The organism is Nocardia sp. FBN12 (genome assembly GCF_054031145.1).
This window is the reverse complement of the sequence record NZ_CM132926.1, coordinates 5,287,688-5,304,368: the sequence shown is the minus strand read 5'-3', so window position 1 is coordinate 5,304,368 and position 16,681 is coordinate 5,287,688. Positions and strand designations below refer to the sequence as shown.

The following is a 16,681-nucleotide window of genomic DNA, read 5'->3' as shown; positions in this document are numbered from 1 at the left end:
TGCCGGTCACCACGGCGGTACCAGCGCGGTTGTCTTACATGACAGAGACGTCCGTGCCCAGGTAGCCTGCACTAATGGCCGGCGGAGCAATGGCGGGCTCGATGTTCGGGCGCTATGAAATTCGCAGACTTCTCGGAGTCGGCGGTATGGGGGAGGTCTACGAGGCATACGACACCTCCAAGAATCGTGTTGTCGCCCTCAAGATGCTCAATCGCGAACTCGCCGGCGACCCCACCTTCGTGCAGCGCTTCCGCCGCGAATCGCAGGCGATGGCCAGCGTGCAGGAACCGCATGTCATCCCGGTGCACGACTGGGGCGAGGTCGACGGCGTTCTCTATATCGACATGCGGCTGGTCAAGGGCGTCGATCTCCGCGAGCGGCTCCAGCAGCACGGCAGGCTCACGCCCGTCGAGGCGGTGCAGGTGGTCGAGCAGATCGCGTTCGCGCTCGACGCGGCGCACGAGGTCGGCCTGGTCCATCGCGACGTGAAACCGGGCAACATCCTGCTCACCGGCAACCTGTTCGCCTACCTGGTCGACTTCGGCATCGCCCATACCGCCACCGACCCGCAGCTCACCAGCGCGGGCAGTGCGGTCGGCTCGATGGCGTACATGGCGCCGGAGCGGTTCGAGAGCGTGCCGATGTCGCCGTCGGTGGACACCTACGCGCTCACCTGTGTGCTCTACGAATGCCTGGTCGGCCGGGTGCCGTTCCCGGTGAACAGCCTCGCGGGCGCGATCGGGTCACACCAGATGGCGCCCGCGCCGCGCCCCAGCGCCGCCGACTCCACGCTGGCCACCTTCGACGCGGTGATCGAGCGAGGCATGGCCAAGCGCCCCGAACAGCGTTACGGCACCCCCGTCGACCTGGCCCGTGCCGCGAAGGCCGCGCTGATCCAAGCCGAACGCTCCACTCCCGCCACGGTGGCAGGCGCCCGCGTCGAGATCACCGGCCCCCAGACACCGCCGCCCGCACCCGAGGATGCTCCTTCCCCGCCGACAACCCGCGGCTCGGCTGTCGTCCCCTCCGACCCACCGCCGACTCGAGATTCCGCCGCTCTCCCGCGCGACGCGCCCGCGACCAGCGACTCGGCAGCGCTGTCGCCTGACTCGTACGCGCCGCCCACTCGGGATTCCGCGGCGTTGTCCCGGGACACGCATTCGCCGCCGACTAGGGATTCCGCAGCGCTGTCGCCCGACTCGCACGCACCCGCGACCCGGAATTCGGCTGCGCTGTCGCGGGACTCGCATTCGCCGCCCACTCGAAACGTCGCTGCGCTGTCGCCCGACTCGCATTCGCCGGCAACCCGAGCCTCGGGCGCCCTGTCCGCCGGGCCGAAGTCGCCCCCGCAAACGCGGGGGTTGGCGTCCCAGCCGGCGCGTCAGCCGACCGAAGCCAGACCGTTCGGCCCGACGCCGCAGGTCGCGGGTTCACAAGCCGCCGAACGGTATTCGACGCGTCGCGGGACAGGTCCGGAGCCGACCCGTCGCGTCACCGGACCGCAACCCGGGCGGGCCGCGGAGTACGAGGTCACGGCCTTGCGCGCGTCGCAGCGGGTAGTCGGTCCGGGGAGTGGGTACACCCATCCGTCCGCACCGATACCGGTACCCCAGCAACGTAATTCGGCGACACCGGTTCTGGTCGGCGCGCTCGGTTCACTGATCGTGCTGGCGGCGGTCGGCATCGGGGTGTGGATCATGATGAGTGTCGACGACAGTCGCGAGGGGGCCGTCCCGGCACCGCCCCCGTCCGGCGTCGTCGAACCGTCCGTGATCGACACCCAGAGCCAGACGTACGCCTCCCCGGCCCCGACCACCGTCCCGCCGTTGCAGTCCAGCGTTTCCGGCGCCGAGCCAGGGCTTCCTGACGGCGGGTCCACGCTGCAACGACAACGATGCCGCGATGTCGATCGCCCGCACCACTCGATCGCGAGTCGTCATCTGCCACACCGGCGATCAGCGCTACTACTACAAGGGTGTGCGCGCCAGCGACGGCGCCGGAATCGAAATCGACGATCCGGTGCCCACCGGCGGCGGCGCGTACACCGTGACCAACCTGAAAGACGGCACCCGGTACCAACTCGACGCGTCCGCGCTCACGATCACGAGGGACGGTTCGGTGCTCGCCGACGAGCCGGTCACCGAGTTCGCCTATCGCTGATCCCGCGGCCGGGTTATGTTCGCGGGTGAATGTCATCAAGAGAGGTGTCGAAGATGCGCGCAGCCCAGGTCGGCAAGTTGGACGGACCCTCGGCGATCGAGATCGTCGATCTGCCAGAGCCGGTGCCCTACCCGGGCGGCGTCCTGATCGACGTGCACGCCGCGGGCATCGCCTTCCCCGATGTGCTGATGACGCGCGGCCTCTACCAGATGAAGCCGGGCCTGCCCTTCGTCGTCGGCGGTGAAGTAGCCGGCGTCGTGCGCGAGGCGCCGGCGGGTTCGTCGCTGCGCCCCGGTGACCGGGTCGCCGCGCTGACCATGCTGGGCAACGGTGTCGCCGAGGTGGCGGTGTCGCCGGAACACGCTGTGTTCCCCCTCCCTGACAACGTCTCGCTCGAGGCGGGCGCCGGTGTGCTGTTCAACGACCTCACCGTCCACTTCTGCCTGACCAAGCGCGGCAGGCTGGCCGAGGGCGAGACCGTGCTGGTCCACGGCGCGGCCGGTGGTGTCGGCACCTCCACCCTGCGCATGGCCAAGGCACTCGGCGCGGGCCGGGTGATCGCGGTGGTCAGCACCGACGCGAAAGCCCAGGTGGCCAAGGCCAACGGCGCCACCGATGTGGTGCTCACCGAGGGCTGGCTCGCCGCGGTGAAAGAACTGACCGAGGGTCGCGGCGTCGACATCGTCCTCGACCCGGTCGGCGGTGACCGCTTCACCGACAGCATCCGGTCGCTGGCCGGCGGCGGCCGGCTGCTCGTCGTCGGGTTCACCGCGGGCGAGATCCCGACGGTGAAGGTGAACCGCCTGCTGCTCAAGAACGTCGAGGTCGTCGGCGCGGCCTGGGGCGAATGGGTGATGACCCACCCCACCTACCTCGCCGAACAATGGGCCGAGATCGAACCCCTGCTCGCCTCCGGCGCGATCACCGCACCCGACCCGGTCCTCTACCCACTCGACCGCACCGCGGAAGCGGTTGCGGCACTGGATGAGCGCACCGCCGCGGGCAAGGTCGTCGTCCAGCTGCGATAAAACCGGCGTAGTCCGCATGATCGGCGGCGGATCGAACGGCCAGGGCGGGATGTTCGGCCGGAGCCCGTCGACTGCGCGGACCGGTGTGTCGTAGCGGGCCGGTATCGTCGGCCGAGGAGCCGAAGGAGTCGCAGTGCTGGTGTCGAATCGGGTGTTGAACCGGACTTTGCTCGCGCGTCAGCACCTGCTCGAGCGGTCGACCATGACGGCGCCGCAAATGTGCGATCACCTCGTCGGTCTGCAGGCCCAGGACGTGCCGCCGCCGTTCATCGGATTGTGGAGTCGGATAGCCGATTTCGATCCGGCGACAGTGTCGCAGGGTCTCGACGACCGTTCGCTGGTGCGGATCACTTTGATGCGCGGCACGATTCATCTCGTCACGCCGCTGGACGCCTTGCGGATCGCGCCGCACATTCAGCCCGAACTCGAGAAGACCCCGTTCCGAAAGGGTTTCAACTACGGCGCGATGGTCGGCCTCGACCCCGACGAGGTGCGCGCCCACGGCGAGGCGGCGCTAGGTGACGAGCCGATGTCGGCGGCGGATCTGCGCGCCGAGGCCGCCCGCCGCTATCCCGACCGCGACGCCGGTGCGGTCGCGCAGACCTGGCTCTACCAACTTCCCGTGCTGCAGACCCCGCCGCGCGGCCGATGGGGCGACAACAGCCGGCCGGTGTGGTCGCGCGTGCAGCCCTGGCTCGGCGCGCCGCTGGATCCCGGCTACCCGGTGGCGGAGCTGATTCTGCGGTACCTGCGTGCCTTCGGCCCGGCGAGCACGATGGACATGCAGACGTGGTCGCGCCTTCCCGCGATGAAGAAGGCCGTCACCGCACTGGGTGACCGCGTCCGCACCTATACCGACGTGCGCGGTCGCACCCTCTACGACGCCGCTGACCTGGAACTCGCCGACCCGGATCTGCCCGCGCCCGTCCGGCTGCTCGGCTGGTACGACAACGCCCTGCTGTCCCACCAGGACCGCGCCCGGATCACCGGCGACGACAATCCGCCGACACTGCGCGCCTTCGCCACCAATGTCTCGCCGATCCTGATCGATGGTTTCGCGGCCGGGGTGTACAAGGTCTTCGCCAAGTCCGGCACCGCGCGACTGCGGATCAGCCCGGCCCGCCCGTGGACGAAAACCGAAGCGGCGCAGGTGCACGCGGAGGCGGCCGCCTTGCTCGCCTTCCTGGAACCCGAATCCGACCCCGTCATCGAGATCCTCGAGCCCGGCGCAGACCTTCGCCCGTGACATCGCTTTAACGTCGAGGCAACAACCGCTTCCTAGGGTCGTCCCCACGACGTTCATGGCTGCAACGGGCGACGTGCTCCGCTGAATCCGGCGGGCGAACCAGCCGCATCCGCAGAAGAGGTGCGCGCATGGAATCTGTTGCGTCCGTAGTTATTACCAATGCCACCGTCTACACCGAGCAGGGCTGGGCGCCCGGTGCGGTAGTGATCGTGGACGGCGAGATCGTTGCCCTCGAGGCCGGACCCGAACACGCGGACCTGCCCCGCTTCGACGGTGGTGGTGGCCACCTGCTTCCCGGTTTCGTCAACACCCACACCCACCTGCAGCAGGCGGTCCTGCGCGGGATCGGCGAGGGTCTGCCGCTGCTGGAATGGCTGCGCTGCGTCGGCGAACGGACTGTCGCCGCCACCCCGGAACAGACCTATCTGTCAGCGCTGGCCGGCGGCCTTGAACTGCTGCGCAGCGGCGTCACCACGGTCGTCGAACACATGTGGCCGAGCCCGTCCGACGCGGTCCACCAGGCGATGATCCGCGCGCTACACGAGCTCGGCATCCGCGTTGTCCTCGGGCGCGGCATCGCCGACCGCGCCGACATCACCCGCAAATGGGGACTCGACCCGCGCCTCATGCAACCACTCGACGAGGCGTTCGCCCACGTCGACGCACTCGACAAGCAACTGCTCGGCACCCGCATCAGCACCGCGCTCGCCGTCCCCAACCCCCGCTGTCTCACCCCCGACGGCATGGCGGCCGCCCGCGAGTACGCACAGGCCACCGACAAGACAGTGTCGATACATGTCCTCGAGACCACCACCGACGACGACATGTGCCGATTGCATGCAGGTGCCCGCGCCGTCGACTACCTCGACGCGAGCGGTTTCCTCTGGGACCGCACCCTGGCCGTGCACTGCGTCAACCTCGACGACCACGGCCGCAAGGTCTTCGCCGAGCGCGGCGTCGCCGTGTCCTACAACCCGGTGTCCAACATGCGCCTGGGCAGCGGTGTCGCCCCGATTCCGGAGATGCTCGCCGCGGGCATCGACGTCACCCTCGGTGTCGACGGCGCTGCGAGCAACGACACCCAGGACATGCTGCAGGCCCTGCGCATCGGCGCGTACCTGCAGCGCGCGGCCCACAAGAAGGCCGACCTGCTCGGCTTCGAACAGATGCTGTGGATGGCGACCGGCGCCGCGGGCCGGGTCCTCGGACGCCCGGCGCGCACCGGCATCGCCATCGGTGACCGCGCCGACCTCACCCTCGTGCGCTTCGACCGCGACTTCGCCTGCCTGCCGGTCCTCGACCCCGGCGCCACGCTGCTGACTGCCGCGTCACCGCGGGTGATCGACACCGTGTGGGTCGACGGCGAGGCCGTGATCCGCGACGGCCTCAGCACGCGCGTCGATCAGCACGATCTCGCGCAGCGCCTGATTCGCATGCGATGACTGTTAATACGCCGGAAACGAATGGCACATTGCATGTAATCAAGCTAGCCAATACTGAATATGCCCAATGGTTGCACGCAACACCGATATACCGCAGGAGAAGGTGATCACGGTGACGCTCTACGACACGGTGAACGACGCCGACGCGAGGACGCTGCTGTCCGGCATGGAGGTCTCCTTCGCCGACGTGAGCAAGCGCTTCGGCGGCGAAGACGGCACACTCGCCCTGACCGACGTCGACCTCGACATCCGCGAAGGCGAATTCGTCGCGGTGGTCGGCCCTTCCGGCTGCGGCAAGTCCACGCTGCTGCGCCTGGCCGCCGGCCTCGAGCCGGTGACGTCGGGAGCCGTTGCGGTGCGGACGAATTCGATCGGGTTCATCTTTCAGGAAGCCACGCTGCTGCCGTGGCGCAAGGTGCGCCGCAATGTCGAACTCTCGGCCGAGCTGGCCGGTGTCGACCGCAAGACGCGCCGCGAACGGGTCGAGCGCGCGATCGAAGCCGTCGGCCTGACCGACTTCGCGAACAAACTGCCAAGTCAGCTCTCCGGCGGTATGCGCATGCGCGTTTCGCTGGCCAGGGCGCTGTCGCTGGAACCGCGCCTGATGCTGCTCGACGAGCCGTTCGGCGCGCTCGACGAGATGACCAGGCTGAACATGCAGGAAGAGTTGCTGCGCCTGTACCGCGACAACGCCTTCACCGCCCTGTTCATCACCCACTCGGTCTCCGAGGCCGTGTTCCTCGCCTCGCGCGTGGTGGTGATGTCGGCCCGGCCCGGCCGCATCCACGAGGTGATCGACGTCGACCTGCCCTATCCGCGGGACCGCGAACTCCGTTTCGAACCCGCCTTCACCGAACTCGTTTCGCGCATCTCGCGCTCGTTGAAAGAGGCTGCCTGATGGTGAGTGTCGCGGCCCGAATCCCCGCCGCCACGAAGATGCAGCTGCCCACCGCGCACCTGCGCAAATTCGGCGGTTCGCTGGTAGCGCCGATTGTCTCGATCACGCTGGCGCTGGCTGCCTGGTACGCGGTGTCGATGTTGATTCTCAGCGAAGGTCGTCGCTTCCTGCTGCCGCCGCCGCACGTGGTGTTCAGTGAGTCGCTGGCCGATCCGAAGAAGCTCGAGGTGATGCTGGAGGCGCTGGCCGTTACCGCCAGGGTCGCGATCACCGGCCTGCTGATCTCGGCGGTGCTCGGGGTGGCGATCGCGGTGCTGATGAGCCAGGCCAAGCCGATCGAGAACGTGGTGTACCCGTATGCGGTTGTCCTGCAGGCGATCCCGGTACTCGCGGTGGTCCCGCTGATCGGCTTGTGGTTGGGTTACGGCTTCGCCGCCCGCACCACCGTGTGCGTGCTGATCGCGATCCATCCGATCATCGCGATGACACTGTTCGGGATCAAATCCGTGGACGGCAATCTCCAAGAGCTGTTCACCCTCGGCCGCGCGAGCAGGCTGCGCCGCCTCTGGTCGCTGCAACTGCCCGCCGCACTGCCGTCGACGCTGACCGGATTGCGCACCGCCGCAGGACTTTCCGTGACCGGCGCGATCATCGGCGACATGTTCTTCGCGCAGGGCAAACCCGGCATCGGCACCCTGCTCGACACCTACCGCGCCCGCCTGCAATCCGAGGACCTGATCGGCGCACTGCTGCTGGCCGCCCTGTTCGGCGTGCTCGTGTTCACGGTGTTCACGGTCATTCAGAAGGTCAGCGTCGGCCGCTGGCACAACTCCGCCAACTGACTACAGCGCACAATCTTTTTCGAAGGACTACTCATGAAGACAGCGCCTTTCTGTCGCTTCGGCATCGCCGCATTGGCTGTGCTGCTGGCCGGCACCGCGTCCGCCTGTTCCGACGACACCTCCGACGCCCCCGCGGTCGCGCTCGAACCGGCCCCAGCCGAGCAGCAGCTCGCAGGCGCCTGCCCCGCCACCGTGGTCGTCCAGCTCCAGTGGGCACCGGAAACCGACTCCGGCCCGATCTTCGGTCTGCTCGGCCCTGGCTACCAGGTCGACGCCGACAACAACAAGATCACCGGCCCGCTCGTGGCCGACGGCAAGGACACCGGCGTGAAGCTGGAGATCCGCGCCGGTGGCCCGGCCATCGGCTTCCAGACGGTGCCGTCGCAGATGTATGTCGACCAGAGCATCACGCTCGGTCTCGCGCACTCCGAGCACGCCATCGCCGCCGCTGGTCAGCAGCCGATCGTCGCCGTCACCACGCTGCTGCGCAACAGCCCGCAGATGCTGATGTGGGATCCGGCGACCAACCCCGATTGGCAGGGCATCGCCGATATCGGCAAGTCCGGCAAACCGGTGGTGGTCTCCAAGGGTCAGCTGTACCCGGACTGGCTGGTCGCGCGTGGGCTGGTGAAGAAGGAGCAGGTCGACGCGTCCTACGACAACTCGCCTTCGCGCTTCGTGACCGATCCGTCCTTCGCCCAGCAGGGTTTCGTCAATGCCGAACCCTTCACCTACGAGCACGAAGTGCGGGCGTGGAACAAGCCGGTCGGCTACCAGCTGCTCAAGGACGTCGGCTACGAGGGTTACGCCCGCACCGTCAACGTGCGCGCCGACAAGCTCGCCGAGCTGGGCCCGTGCCTGCGGAAGCTGGTGCCGATGATCCAGCAGGCCACCGCGTCGTTCAAGGCCGATCCCAGCCAGGTCAACGATGTCGTCGTCGATGTGGTCGAACAGAACCCCAAGCTCAGCCCCTACAGCGCCGAACTGGCCGAATTCGGCTCCAAGGCCCTGATCGACGGCGGTCTGATCGGCAACGACACCGACGGCGTCCTCGGCAGTTTCGACGAGGCCCGCGTCCAGCGCATCATCGACGAATTCGGACCCATCCTGCGGACCGGCGGCGCGGACGTGCCGACCGGCCTGGCCGCCAAGGACCTGGTCACCAAGGAATTCCTCGACCCCGCCATTTCCGTCACCGGCTAAGGAGACATCCACCATGACCACCAGTTACGACATGTCCGAGGTCTCGCGCGAGAAGCAGATGGGCGGGCTCGGCAAGGAAACCACCGACCGCGAGATCCGCGTCATCGACCTCACCGACTTCGAGAACCGGCGCGCCGAGATCACCGAGGAACTGTGGGCCGCCGCCACCGAGATCGGTTTCTTCCAGCTCTCCGGCCACGGCATCCCGCAGCACCGGATCGACGAAATGTTCAGCACCACAGCCGATTTCTTCGCCCTTCCCGAGGAGATCAAGGGGCAGTACCCCCTGGTCAAGAAGAACAACGCGGGCTGGGAGAGCCTGAGTCAGGTGCGCCCATCGATCGGCGTACCGGATCAGAAGGAGTCCTACCAGGTCACCCGGCCGCATATGGACAAGCTGTGGCCCACCGAGCACGAACTGGCCGGATTCCGTTCTCGCGTGCTCGATTTCGAGCACAGCGCCTGGGAAGTGGCGATGCGGGTGCTGTCCTGCTTCGCCGACCGCCTCGGTTTCGACCGTGAACACTTCACCGCCGCACACGATCCCGGCTCCGAGAGCTACCAGAGCGCCCTGCGCCTGCTGCACTACTTCGCCGTCCCCGAAGAACTGCGCGGCGTCCCCGGACGCTGGCGGGCCGGCGCCCACACCGACTTCGACTGCCTCACACTGCTTTTCCAGCGAGACGGGCAGGGCGGGCTGCAGGTATGCCCCGGCAAGGAGATGGCGGAACAGGAGTGGACTTCCATCACACCGTCGTCGAGCCTGATCACCTGCAATATCGGGGACATGCTCACCCGCTGGAGCGATGACCTGCTGCCGTCGAACTTCCATCGCGTCCGCAGCCCCGGCGAGGGCGAGTACCAGGGCGAGCGCTACAGCATCGCCTACTTCGCTCAGGCCGACCGCGACGCCGTCATCCAGGGACCCGCCGGGAAATACCCGCCCGTCACCGCCGCGGACTTCCTGACTCAGCGGGTGCAGGCGAACTACCAGCCCCAGGGATAATCAGCGCATGGATAGCACTTCTTCGCTGCTCGGCCAGTCTGTCCATCGGCAGATCAGGCAGATGGTGCTCGCCGGCGAGCTGACCCCGGGCCAATCGCTCAGCGTGCCCGCGCTGGCGACCAAGCTCGGGGTCAGCCGCAGCCCCGTCCGCGAAGCGGTGCAGCAGCTGATCTACGAGGGTCTCGCCGTGAGCGCACCGCACGCCGGGGCGAAGGTGGCCGCCGTCGACGACGACCGCATCCGCGATGTCCTCGCGGTGCGCGCCGCGCTCGACGGTCTCGCCGCCGCCGCGGCCGCCACCCGCCTCACCGAGGCCGACCTCGACAAGCTCACCGGCATCATCACCGCCCAGGAGACCCACCTGGACGAACCGATCGACGCCACCCGCGACGCCCAGCTCGATCTGGAATTCCACACCTTCATCCGCGACGCGTCCGGCAACGCGTGCGTCGTCGACGAACTGGCCCGCCTGGAAGCCCAAGCTCACCTCTACCGCGGCGACCTGTGGTGCTCGGCCCGCAACCGCCGCGTCGCCCTGCGCGAACACCGCCGCATCGTCGAAGCCCTCGAATCCGGCCACCCCGAGTCCGCCCGCGCCGCCGCGGAAGCTCACGTACAAGGGCTGCTCACGCGTCTCGCCCGGCACTGAGCACGCCGCACCGCCGGAAACGTTGCTCCCGGCGGCTCAGCGGTGGTCTCGGTACGCGGGCGCCTTCGCGGTTCCCGCCGGGGTCAACGTGTGCAGCAGCGGCATCGTCCGATGCGCGACCACCGTCGACAACACCACCACGCTGTGCGACCGCACCACCGATCCCGTCCGATCGATGCTCAACAACACCGCCTGCAGCCCCGCGTGTGAATCGGCCCCGATCCGGCACAGCACGTCGCCGGACCCTGTCGTCGCATACGCCTCGAGCACCCCCGGAATCGCCGCCAGTTCAGCACTCACCGTGTCCAGCGCCCCCTGCGCGATCTCCAACGTCACGAACGCCTGCACATCGAAACCCGCTGCGGTGACATCGATCTGCGGATTGTAGGAGGCGATCACCCCGGATTCCTCCATCCGGTTGATCCGCGCCTGCACCGTCGCCCGCGCGACCTTCGTCCGCCGCGACAGCTCGAGAATTCCGGCCTTCTGGAACTCGTGCATCGCGGTGAGGATCGCCAGGTCGAGTTCGTCCAATTTCGCGGGCGTGCGCATGCGCTGACCTCCGTGTCCGGTTGCTATTCAAATTGTCCACCATCTCGCCGGTTTCGGTGGCTTCTCGAGCCAGCCTGTCCAGGCGGCGATGGAGTAGTTGCCCACCTGCCGTGTGCCGCGATTTCCTAGGTCATGACCATTGAGCAGCAGCTCGTCGGGCTGATCGAGCACGACGACAGTGTCGATCCGTTTCCCGTGATCGGGTGGGACGCCCTCGTGTGGGTCGTCGGCAACGCGACCCAGAGCGCCCACTTCCTGCAATCGGCATTCGGGATGCGACTCGAGGCGTACTCGGGCCCCGAGACCGGCAATCGCGACCACAAGGCGTTCGTGCTGCGCAGCGGGGGAGCGCGGTTCGTGATCACCGGCGCGGTCGACCCCGACAGCCCGCTCGTCGACCATCACGACCGCCACGGCGACGGCATCGTCGACATCGCCCTCGAGGTCCCCGACGTGGACCGCTGCATCGCCTGGGCCCGCGAACACGGCGCCACGATCCTCGTCGAACCCCATGACGAGACCGACGAATTCGGCACCGTCCGCTCCGCGGCGCTGGCCACCTACGGCGACACCAGGCACACCCTCGTCGACCGCTCCGGCTACGCCGGCCCCTATCTGCCCGGCTATATCGCGCGCACGTCCACCCGCGAGCCGGGCAAGCGCGTGTTCCAGGCCATCGACCACGTGGTCGGCAATGTCGAGCTGGGCATGATGGACCGCTGGGTCGACTTCTACCGCGGCGTCATGGGGTTCACGAACATGGCCGAATTCGTCGGCGACGACATCGCCACCGAGTACTCCGCGCTGATGAGCAAGGTCGTCGCCAACGGCAACCACCGGGTGAAGTTCCCGCTCAACGAACCAGCACACGGCCGCAAGCGTTCTCAGATCGACGAGTACCTCGAGTTCTACCGCGGCCCCGGCGTCCAGCACATCGCGCTCGCCACCGGCGACATCCTCGCCACGGTCGACGCCCTGCGCGCCGAGGGCGTCGAATTCCTCGCCACTCCCGACACCTATTACGAGGACCCCGAATTGCGCGCGCGCATCGGCGCCGTGCGCGTGCCGGTCGACGAACTGCAGCGCCGCGGCATCCTGGTCGACCGCGACGAGGACGGCTACCTCCTGCAGATCTTCACCCGCCCCCTCGTCGACCGCCCCACCGTCTTCTTCGAACTCATCGAGCGACACGGCTCACTCGGTTTCGGAAAAGGCAACTTCAAGGCCCTTTTTCAGGCCATCGAGCGCGAACAGGAGGCTCGCGGCAACCTGTGAGGCGGTGCGGTGAACCATTAGAGTTCATGGCATGCGGATCCCCTCGGCGATCATTACCGGCATGACCTTGGTCGTCATGCTGACGTCGTGCGGATCGGGGGGCGACTCCGATACGCCGACAGGGCCCAACCGACCTCCACCCAAGGTCGCCTCACTCGGCCCGTTCGTCGGCGAGTGCGGCCATGTCACCGACGACGAAGTGCGCGACCTCGCCGGCCTCGGCCAGATCGCGCGGGTCTTCAAGAACGCGACCGGCTGCAACTGGCAGTCGGCCGGATTGTCCTCGCCCAGTGTTACTTTCGCCTCGTACCGGGGCAGTCCGATCGAACGTGAGAAGGCGTGGGTGTCCAGCGTCGGCCGCGAACCGGAGACCATCGACGTCGCGGGACGCTCCGGCTTCATGGCCCTCGACCCGCAGGGCACCGTCTGCGACCTCGCCGTGCAACTCGACGACGACTTCTTCGAATGGTCGATGTCCACCGGCCTGTTCGCCACCGCGGGCAATCCGTGCGACAAGACCAGGAAACTGGCCGAGCTCACCGTGGGACGCCTGCAGTGAGGGCGGGCAAGGTCACCGCCGCGCTGATGCTCACCCTCGCGCTGGCGGGCTGCGGCCAGAAGATCGAGGGCAGCGCCCAGCCGCTCGGGCAGGGTGGCGGCGGCGAGACGATCAACACCGACTTCGACAAGCTGCTGCGCGAGTGCGAGGTGGTGGCCGCCGACAAGATCGGTGAGATCATCGGCAACGCCCAGCAGGTGAACGCCTCGTTCAGCGGCGCCGTCTGCATGTGGGACATCGAGGACGCTCCTGGTGGGACAGCCATGGCCAGCCTCAACTGGTACGAGATGGGTACGCTGAACAACGAGAAGACCACCAACGACAAGTTGGGCTACCTCTCCGGCGACATCACCGTGCAGGGCCGCAGGGCGCTGCAGGTGCGCAGGCCGGGCGACAACGACTCCTGTGGCGTCACCGCCCCGGCCGCCGATGTCGGCGTGGTCGGTTGGTGGATCAACTACAAGCCCGGCTCGGCGCACCCCGATCCGTGCGCGGGTGCCCAGAAATTGGTCGAGCTGACTCTGGATCTCGCCCGGTAGAAGGCTTGACGCGGCCCCCCGCTTTGACCCCGAATCGGGCACGCGGGTATCGTAGATCCCTGTGCCCGGATTGCTACGGGCAAGTTCGTGTGTGAACGTAGGCCAGCGAAAGCGGCCGATACGTTCCAGCGTGCCTTGAAAAGGGCACTGAGCGCCTCAGCGACACGCCCGACCACGGGTTAACGGAAACGTGGTCTGACGTGCGGGTGAAAGCTCGATGAACTGCAGTTGACACTACACACCAAGCGCAATAACCAATAAGGAAAGCCGGTCTATGCCAACCATCAACCAGCTGGTCCGCAAGGGTCGCCGCGACAAGGTCACCAAGACCAAGACTGCGGCCCTGAAGGGGAGCCCGCAGCGTCGTGGCGTGTGCACTCGCGTGTACACCACCACCCCCAAGAAGCCGAACTCCGCGCTCCGTAAGGTCGCGCGTGTTCGCCTGACCAGCGCGATCGAGGTCACGGCGTACATCCCCGGTGAAGGCCACAACCTGCAGGAGCACTCCATGGTGCTCGTTCGCGGCGGTCGTGTGAAGGACCTCCCCGGTGTCCGTTACAAGATCATCCGTGGATCGCTCGACACCCAGGGCGTGAAGAACCGCAAGCAGGCGCGCAGCCGCTACGGCGCCAAGAAGGAGAAGAGCTGATATGCCACGCAAGGGCCCCGCACCCAAGCGTCCGCTGATCAACGACCCGGTCTACGGGTCCCCGCTGGTCACTCAGCTGGTCAACAAGATCCTGATGGACGGCAAGAAGTCCACCGCCGAGCGCATCGTCTACGGCGCACTCGAGCAGGCGCGTGAGAAGACCGGCACCGATCCGGTCGTCACCCTCAAGCGCGCGCTGGACAACGTCAAGCCCGCCCTCGAGGTGAAGCCCCGTCGTGTCGGTGGCGCCACCTACCAGGTGCCGGTCGAGGTCCGTCCGGGCCGCGCCAACACCCTCGCGCTGCGCTGGCTGGTCAGCTACTCCCGCGCCCGTCGCGAGAAGACCATGGTCGAGCGTCTCGCCAACGAGCTCCTCGACGCCAGCAACGGCCTCGGTGCCGCTGTGAAGCGTCGCGAAGACACCCACAAGATGGCCGAGTCGAACCGGGCCTTCGCGCACTACCGCTGGTGATAGTCCGGCCCGTCACTTAAAAGGGAGAATTTCGTGGCACAGGACGTGCTCACCGACCTGAACAAGGTCCGCAACATCGGCATCATGGCCCACATCGATGCGGGCAAGACCACCACAACCGAACGCATCCTGTTCTACACCGGTATCACGTACAAGATCGGTGAAGTTCACGACGGCGCGGCCACGATGGACTGGATGGAGCAGGAGCAGGAGCGTGGTATCACCATCACCTCCGCGGCTACCACTTGCTTCTGGAAAGACAACCAGATCAACATCATCGACACCCCCGGGCACGTCGACTTCACCGTCGAGGTGGAGCGTTCGCTCCGCGTGCTCGATGGTGCGGTCGCGGTGTTCGACGGCAAAGAGGGTGTCGAGCCCCAGTCCGAGCAGGTGTGGCGTCAGGCCGACAAGTACGACGTGCCGCGTATCTGCTTCGTGAACAAGATGGACAAGCTCGGTGCGGATTTCTACTTCACCGTGCAGACCATCAAGGACCGTCTCGGCGCTCGTCCGCTCGTGATCCAGCTGCCCATCGGCGCTGAGAACGACTTCGAGGGCATCGTCGACCTGGTCGAGAACAATGCCAAGGTCTGGAAGGGCGAGACCAAGCTCGGCGAAGAGTACGAAGTCGTCGAGATCCCGGCCGACCTCAAGGAGAAGGCCGAGCAGTACCGTCAGGAACTGCTCGAGACCGTCGCCGAGTCCGACGAGGCACTGCTCGAGAAGTTCTTCGGTGGCGAGGATCTCACCATCGAGGAGATCAAGGGCGCCATCCGCAAGATGACGGTCAACTCCGAGCTGTACCCGGTGCTGTGTGGTTCCGCGTTCAAGAACAAGGGCGTTCAGCCCATGCTCGACGCGGTCATCGATTACCTCCCTTCCCCGCTGGACGTCGAGGCCACCACCGGCCACGTGCCCAACAAGGAAGAAGAGCTGGTCACCCGCAAGCCCAACGTCGACGAGCCCTTCGCGGCCCTGGCGTTCAAGATCGCGGTGCACCCGTTCTTCGGTGAGCTCACCTACGTGCGCGTGTACTCGGGTCAGGTTGCCTCCGGCGCCCAGGTCGTGAACTCGACCAAGGGCAAGAAGGAGCGTCTTGGCAAGCTGTTCCAGATGCACTCCAACAAGGAGATGCCGGTCGCGACGGCTTCGGCCGGCCACATCTACGCGGTCATCGGCCTGAAGGACACCACCACCGGTGACACCCTGTCCGACGCGCAGAACCAGGTCGTGCTCGAGTCGATGACCTTCCCGGATCCGGTCATCGAGGTCTCGATCGAGCCCAAGACCAAGTCCGACCAGGAAAAGCTCGGCACCGCGATCCAGAAGCTGGCGCGCGAAGACCCGACGTTCTCGGTCAAGCTCGACCAGGAGACCGGCCAGACCGTCATCGGCGGCATGGGCGAGCTCCACCTCGACATCCTCGTCGACCGTATGCGTCGCGAGTTCAAGGTCGAGGCGAACGTCGGCAAGCCGCAGGTGGCCTACCGCGAGACCATCACCAAGAAGGTCGAAAAGCACGAGTTCACCCACAAGAAGCAGACGGGTGGCTCCGGCCAGTTCGCGAAGGTCATCATCGCCCTCGAGCCGTTCATCGGCGAGGACGGCGCGACCTACGAGTTCGAGAACAAGGTCTCCGGCGGTCGCGTGCCCCGTGAGTACATCCCGTCGGTCGACGCGGGCGCCCAGGATGCCATGCAGTACGGCGTGCTCGCCGGCTACCCGCTGGTGAACCTGAAGGTCAGCCTGCTCGACGGCGCGTACCACGACGTCGACTCCTCGGAAATGGCGTTCAAGATCGCGGGTTCGCAGGCCCTCAAGGAAGCGGCCCGTAAGGCCGGTCCGGTGATCCTCGAGCCGCTCATGGCGGTCGAGGTCATCACGCCCGAGGAATACATGGGCGACGTGATCGGCGACCTCAACTCCCGCCGTGGCCAGATTCAGGCCATGGAGGAACGCAGTGGTGCCCGTGTCGTCAAGGCGCTGGTTCCGCTCTCGGAGATGTTCGGTTACATCGGTGACCTGCGGTCGAAGACCCAGGGTCGCGCGAACTACTCCATGGTGTTCGCCCAGTACGCAGAGGTTCCGGCCAATGTGTCCAAGGAGATCATCGCCAAGGCGACCGGCGAATAAACCCCTTGGGGTCCAGTGGCACACT

16 protein-coding genes are annotated in these 16,681 nt (G+C 66.9%); 15 read left to right on the top strand and 1 reads right to left on the bottom strand.

The window, feature by feature from the left end; genetic code table 11:
* Nucleotides 1-74: 74 nt before the first annotated feature.
* The 9 genes from ACWZHB_RS24885 (at nt 75) to ACWZHB_RS24845 (ending at nt 10,474) form a co-directional block, all read left to right on the top strand.
* Complete coding sequence (locus ACWZHB_RS24885) at nt 75-2,189, top strand: serine/threonine-protein kinase (protein ID WP_427904225.1); 2,115 nt, start codon at nt 75-77, stop codon at nt 2,187-2,189.
* Between the two features lie 24 nt (nt 2,190-2,213).
* The gene (locus ACWZHB_RS24880; RefSeq protein WP_427904224.1) at nt 2,214-3,188 is read left to right on the top strand and encodes an NADPH:quinone oxidoreductase family protein; all 975 of its coding nucleotides are present in this window, start codon (nt 2,214-2,216) and stop codon (nt 3,186-3,188) included.
* A 133-nt stretch (nt 3,189-3,321) separates the two neighbouring features.
* Nucleotides 3,322-4,434: a winged helix DNA-binding domain-containing protein gene (locus tag ACWZHB_RS24875; RefSeq protein ID WP_427904223.1), complete on the top strand. Its 1,113-nt coding sequence runs from the start codon at nt 3,322-3,324 to the stop codon at nt 4,432-4,434.
* Nucleotides 4,435-4,562: 128 nt separating this feature from the next.
* Nucleotides 4,563-5,876 (top strand): amidohydrolase family protein, encoded by a 1,314-nt coding sequence (locus ACWZHB_RS24870; protein ID WP_427904222.1) that lies wholly within the window; start codon nt 4,563-4,565, stop codon nt 5,874-5,876.
* A 112-nt stretch (nt 5,877-5,988) separates the two neighbouring features.
* Entirely contained in the window at nt 5,989-6,774 is a 786-nt protein-coding gene (locus tag ACWZHB_RS24865; RefSeq protein ID WP_427909286.1) for an ABC transporter ATP-binding protein, read from the top strand.
* On the top strand, nt 6,774-7,616 hold the full coding sequence (locus tag ACWZHB_RS24860) for an ABC transporter permease (protein ID WP_427904221.1): 843 nt from the start codon (nt 6,774-6,776) through the stop codon (nt 7,614-7,616). Before ACWZHB_RS24865 ends, ACWZHB_RS24860 begins: the two co-directional genes overlap by 1 nt.
* Before the next feature lie 33 nt (nt 7,617-7,649).
* Nucleotides 7,650-8,819, top strand: a complete 1,170-nt coding sequence (locus tag ACWZHB_RS24855) for a substrate-binding domain-containing protein (protein WP_427904220.1) — start codon at nt 7,650-7,652, stop codon at nt 8,817-8,819.
* A 13-nt stretch (nt 8,820-8,832) separates the two neighbouring features.
* Nucleotides 8,833-9,825 carry an isopenicillin N synthase family dioxygenase gene (locus tag ACWZHB_RS24850; RefSeq protein WP_427904219.1) on the top strand — a complete coding sequence of 331 codons (993 nt, stop codon included), beginning with the start codon at nt 8,833-8,835 and terminating at the stop codon, nt 9,823-9,825.
* A gap of 7 nt (nt 9,826-9,832) precedes the next feature.
* Nucleotides 9,833-10,474, top strand: coding sequence for a GntR family transcriptional regulator (locus ACWZHB_RS24845; RefSeq protein WP_427904218.1), 642 nt, complete (start codon nt 9,833-9,835; stop codon nt 10,472-10,474).
* Nucleotides 10,475-10,510: 36 nt separating this feature from the next.
* Here the strand turns inward: ACWZHB_RS24845 and ACWZHB_RS24840 are convergent, their stop codons facing one another.
* Nucleotides 10,511-11,026, bottom strand: coding sequence for an Lrp/AsnC family transcriptional regulator (locus ACWZHB_RS24840; protein WP_427904217.1), 516 nt, complete (start codon nt 11,024-11,026; stop codon nt 10,511-10,513).
* A gap of 132 nt (nt 11,027-11,158) precedes the next feature.
* Here ACWZHB_RS24840 and hppD point away from each other — a divergent pair, with 132 nt between their 5' ends.
* The 6 genes from hppD (at nt 11,159) to fusA (ending at nt 16,656) form a co-directional block, all read left to right on the top strand.
* The gene (gene hppD, locus ACWZHB_RS24835) at nt 11,159-12,301 is read left to right on the top strand and encodes a 4-hydroxyphenylpyruvate dioxygenase (RefSeq protein WP_427904216.1); all 1,143 of its coding nucleotides are present in this window, start codon (nt 11,159-11,161) and stop codon (nt 12,299-12,301) included.
* A gap of 31 nt (nt 12,302-12,332) precedes the next feature.
* Nucleotides 12,333-12,860, top strand: a complete 528-nt coding sequence (locus ACWZHB_RS24830; protein WP_427904215.1) for a DUF3558 domain-containing protein — start codon at nt 12,333-12,335, stop codon at nt 12,858-12,860.
* Nucleotides 12,857-13,399: a DUF3558 domain-containing protein gene (locus ACWZHB_RS24825; protein ID WP_427904214.1), complete on the top strand. Its 543-nt coding sequence runs from the start codon at nt 12,857-12,859 to the stop codon at nt 13,397-13,399. Before ACWZHB_RS24830 ends, ACWZHB_RS24825 begins: the two co-directional genes overlap by 4 nt.
* Nucleotides 13,400-13,673: 274 nt before the next feature.
* The gene (rpsL, locus tag ACWZHB_RS24820) at nt 13,674-14,048 is read left to right on the top strand and encodes a 30S ribosomal protein S12 (protein ID WP_056814220.1); all 375 of its coding nucleotides are present in this window, start codon (nt 13,674-13,676) and stop codon (nt 14,046-14,048) included.
* 1 nt (nt 14,049) lies between these two features.
* Entirely contained in the window at nt 14,050-14,520 is a 471-nt protein-coding gene (gene rpsG, locus ACWZHB_RS24815; RefSeq protein WP_056814216.1) for a 30S ribosomal protein S7, read from the top strand.
* 33 nt (nt 14,521-14,553) lie between these two features.
* Entirely contained in the window at nt 14,554-16,656 is a 2,103-nt protein-coding gene (fusA, locus tag ACWZHB_RS24810; RefSeq protein ID WP_427904213.1) for an elongation factor G, read from the top strand.
* The last annotated feature ends 25 nt before the right edge of the window (nt 16,657-16,681 follow it).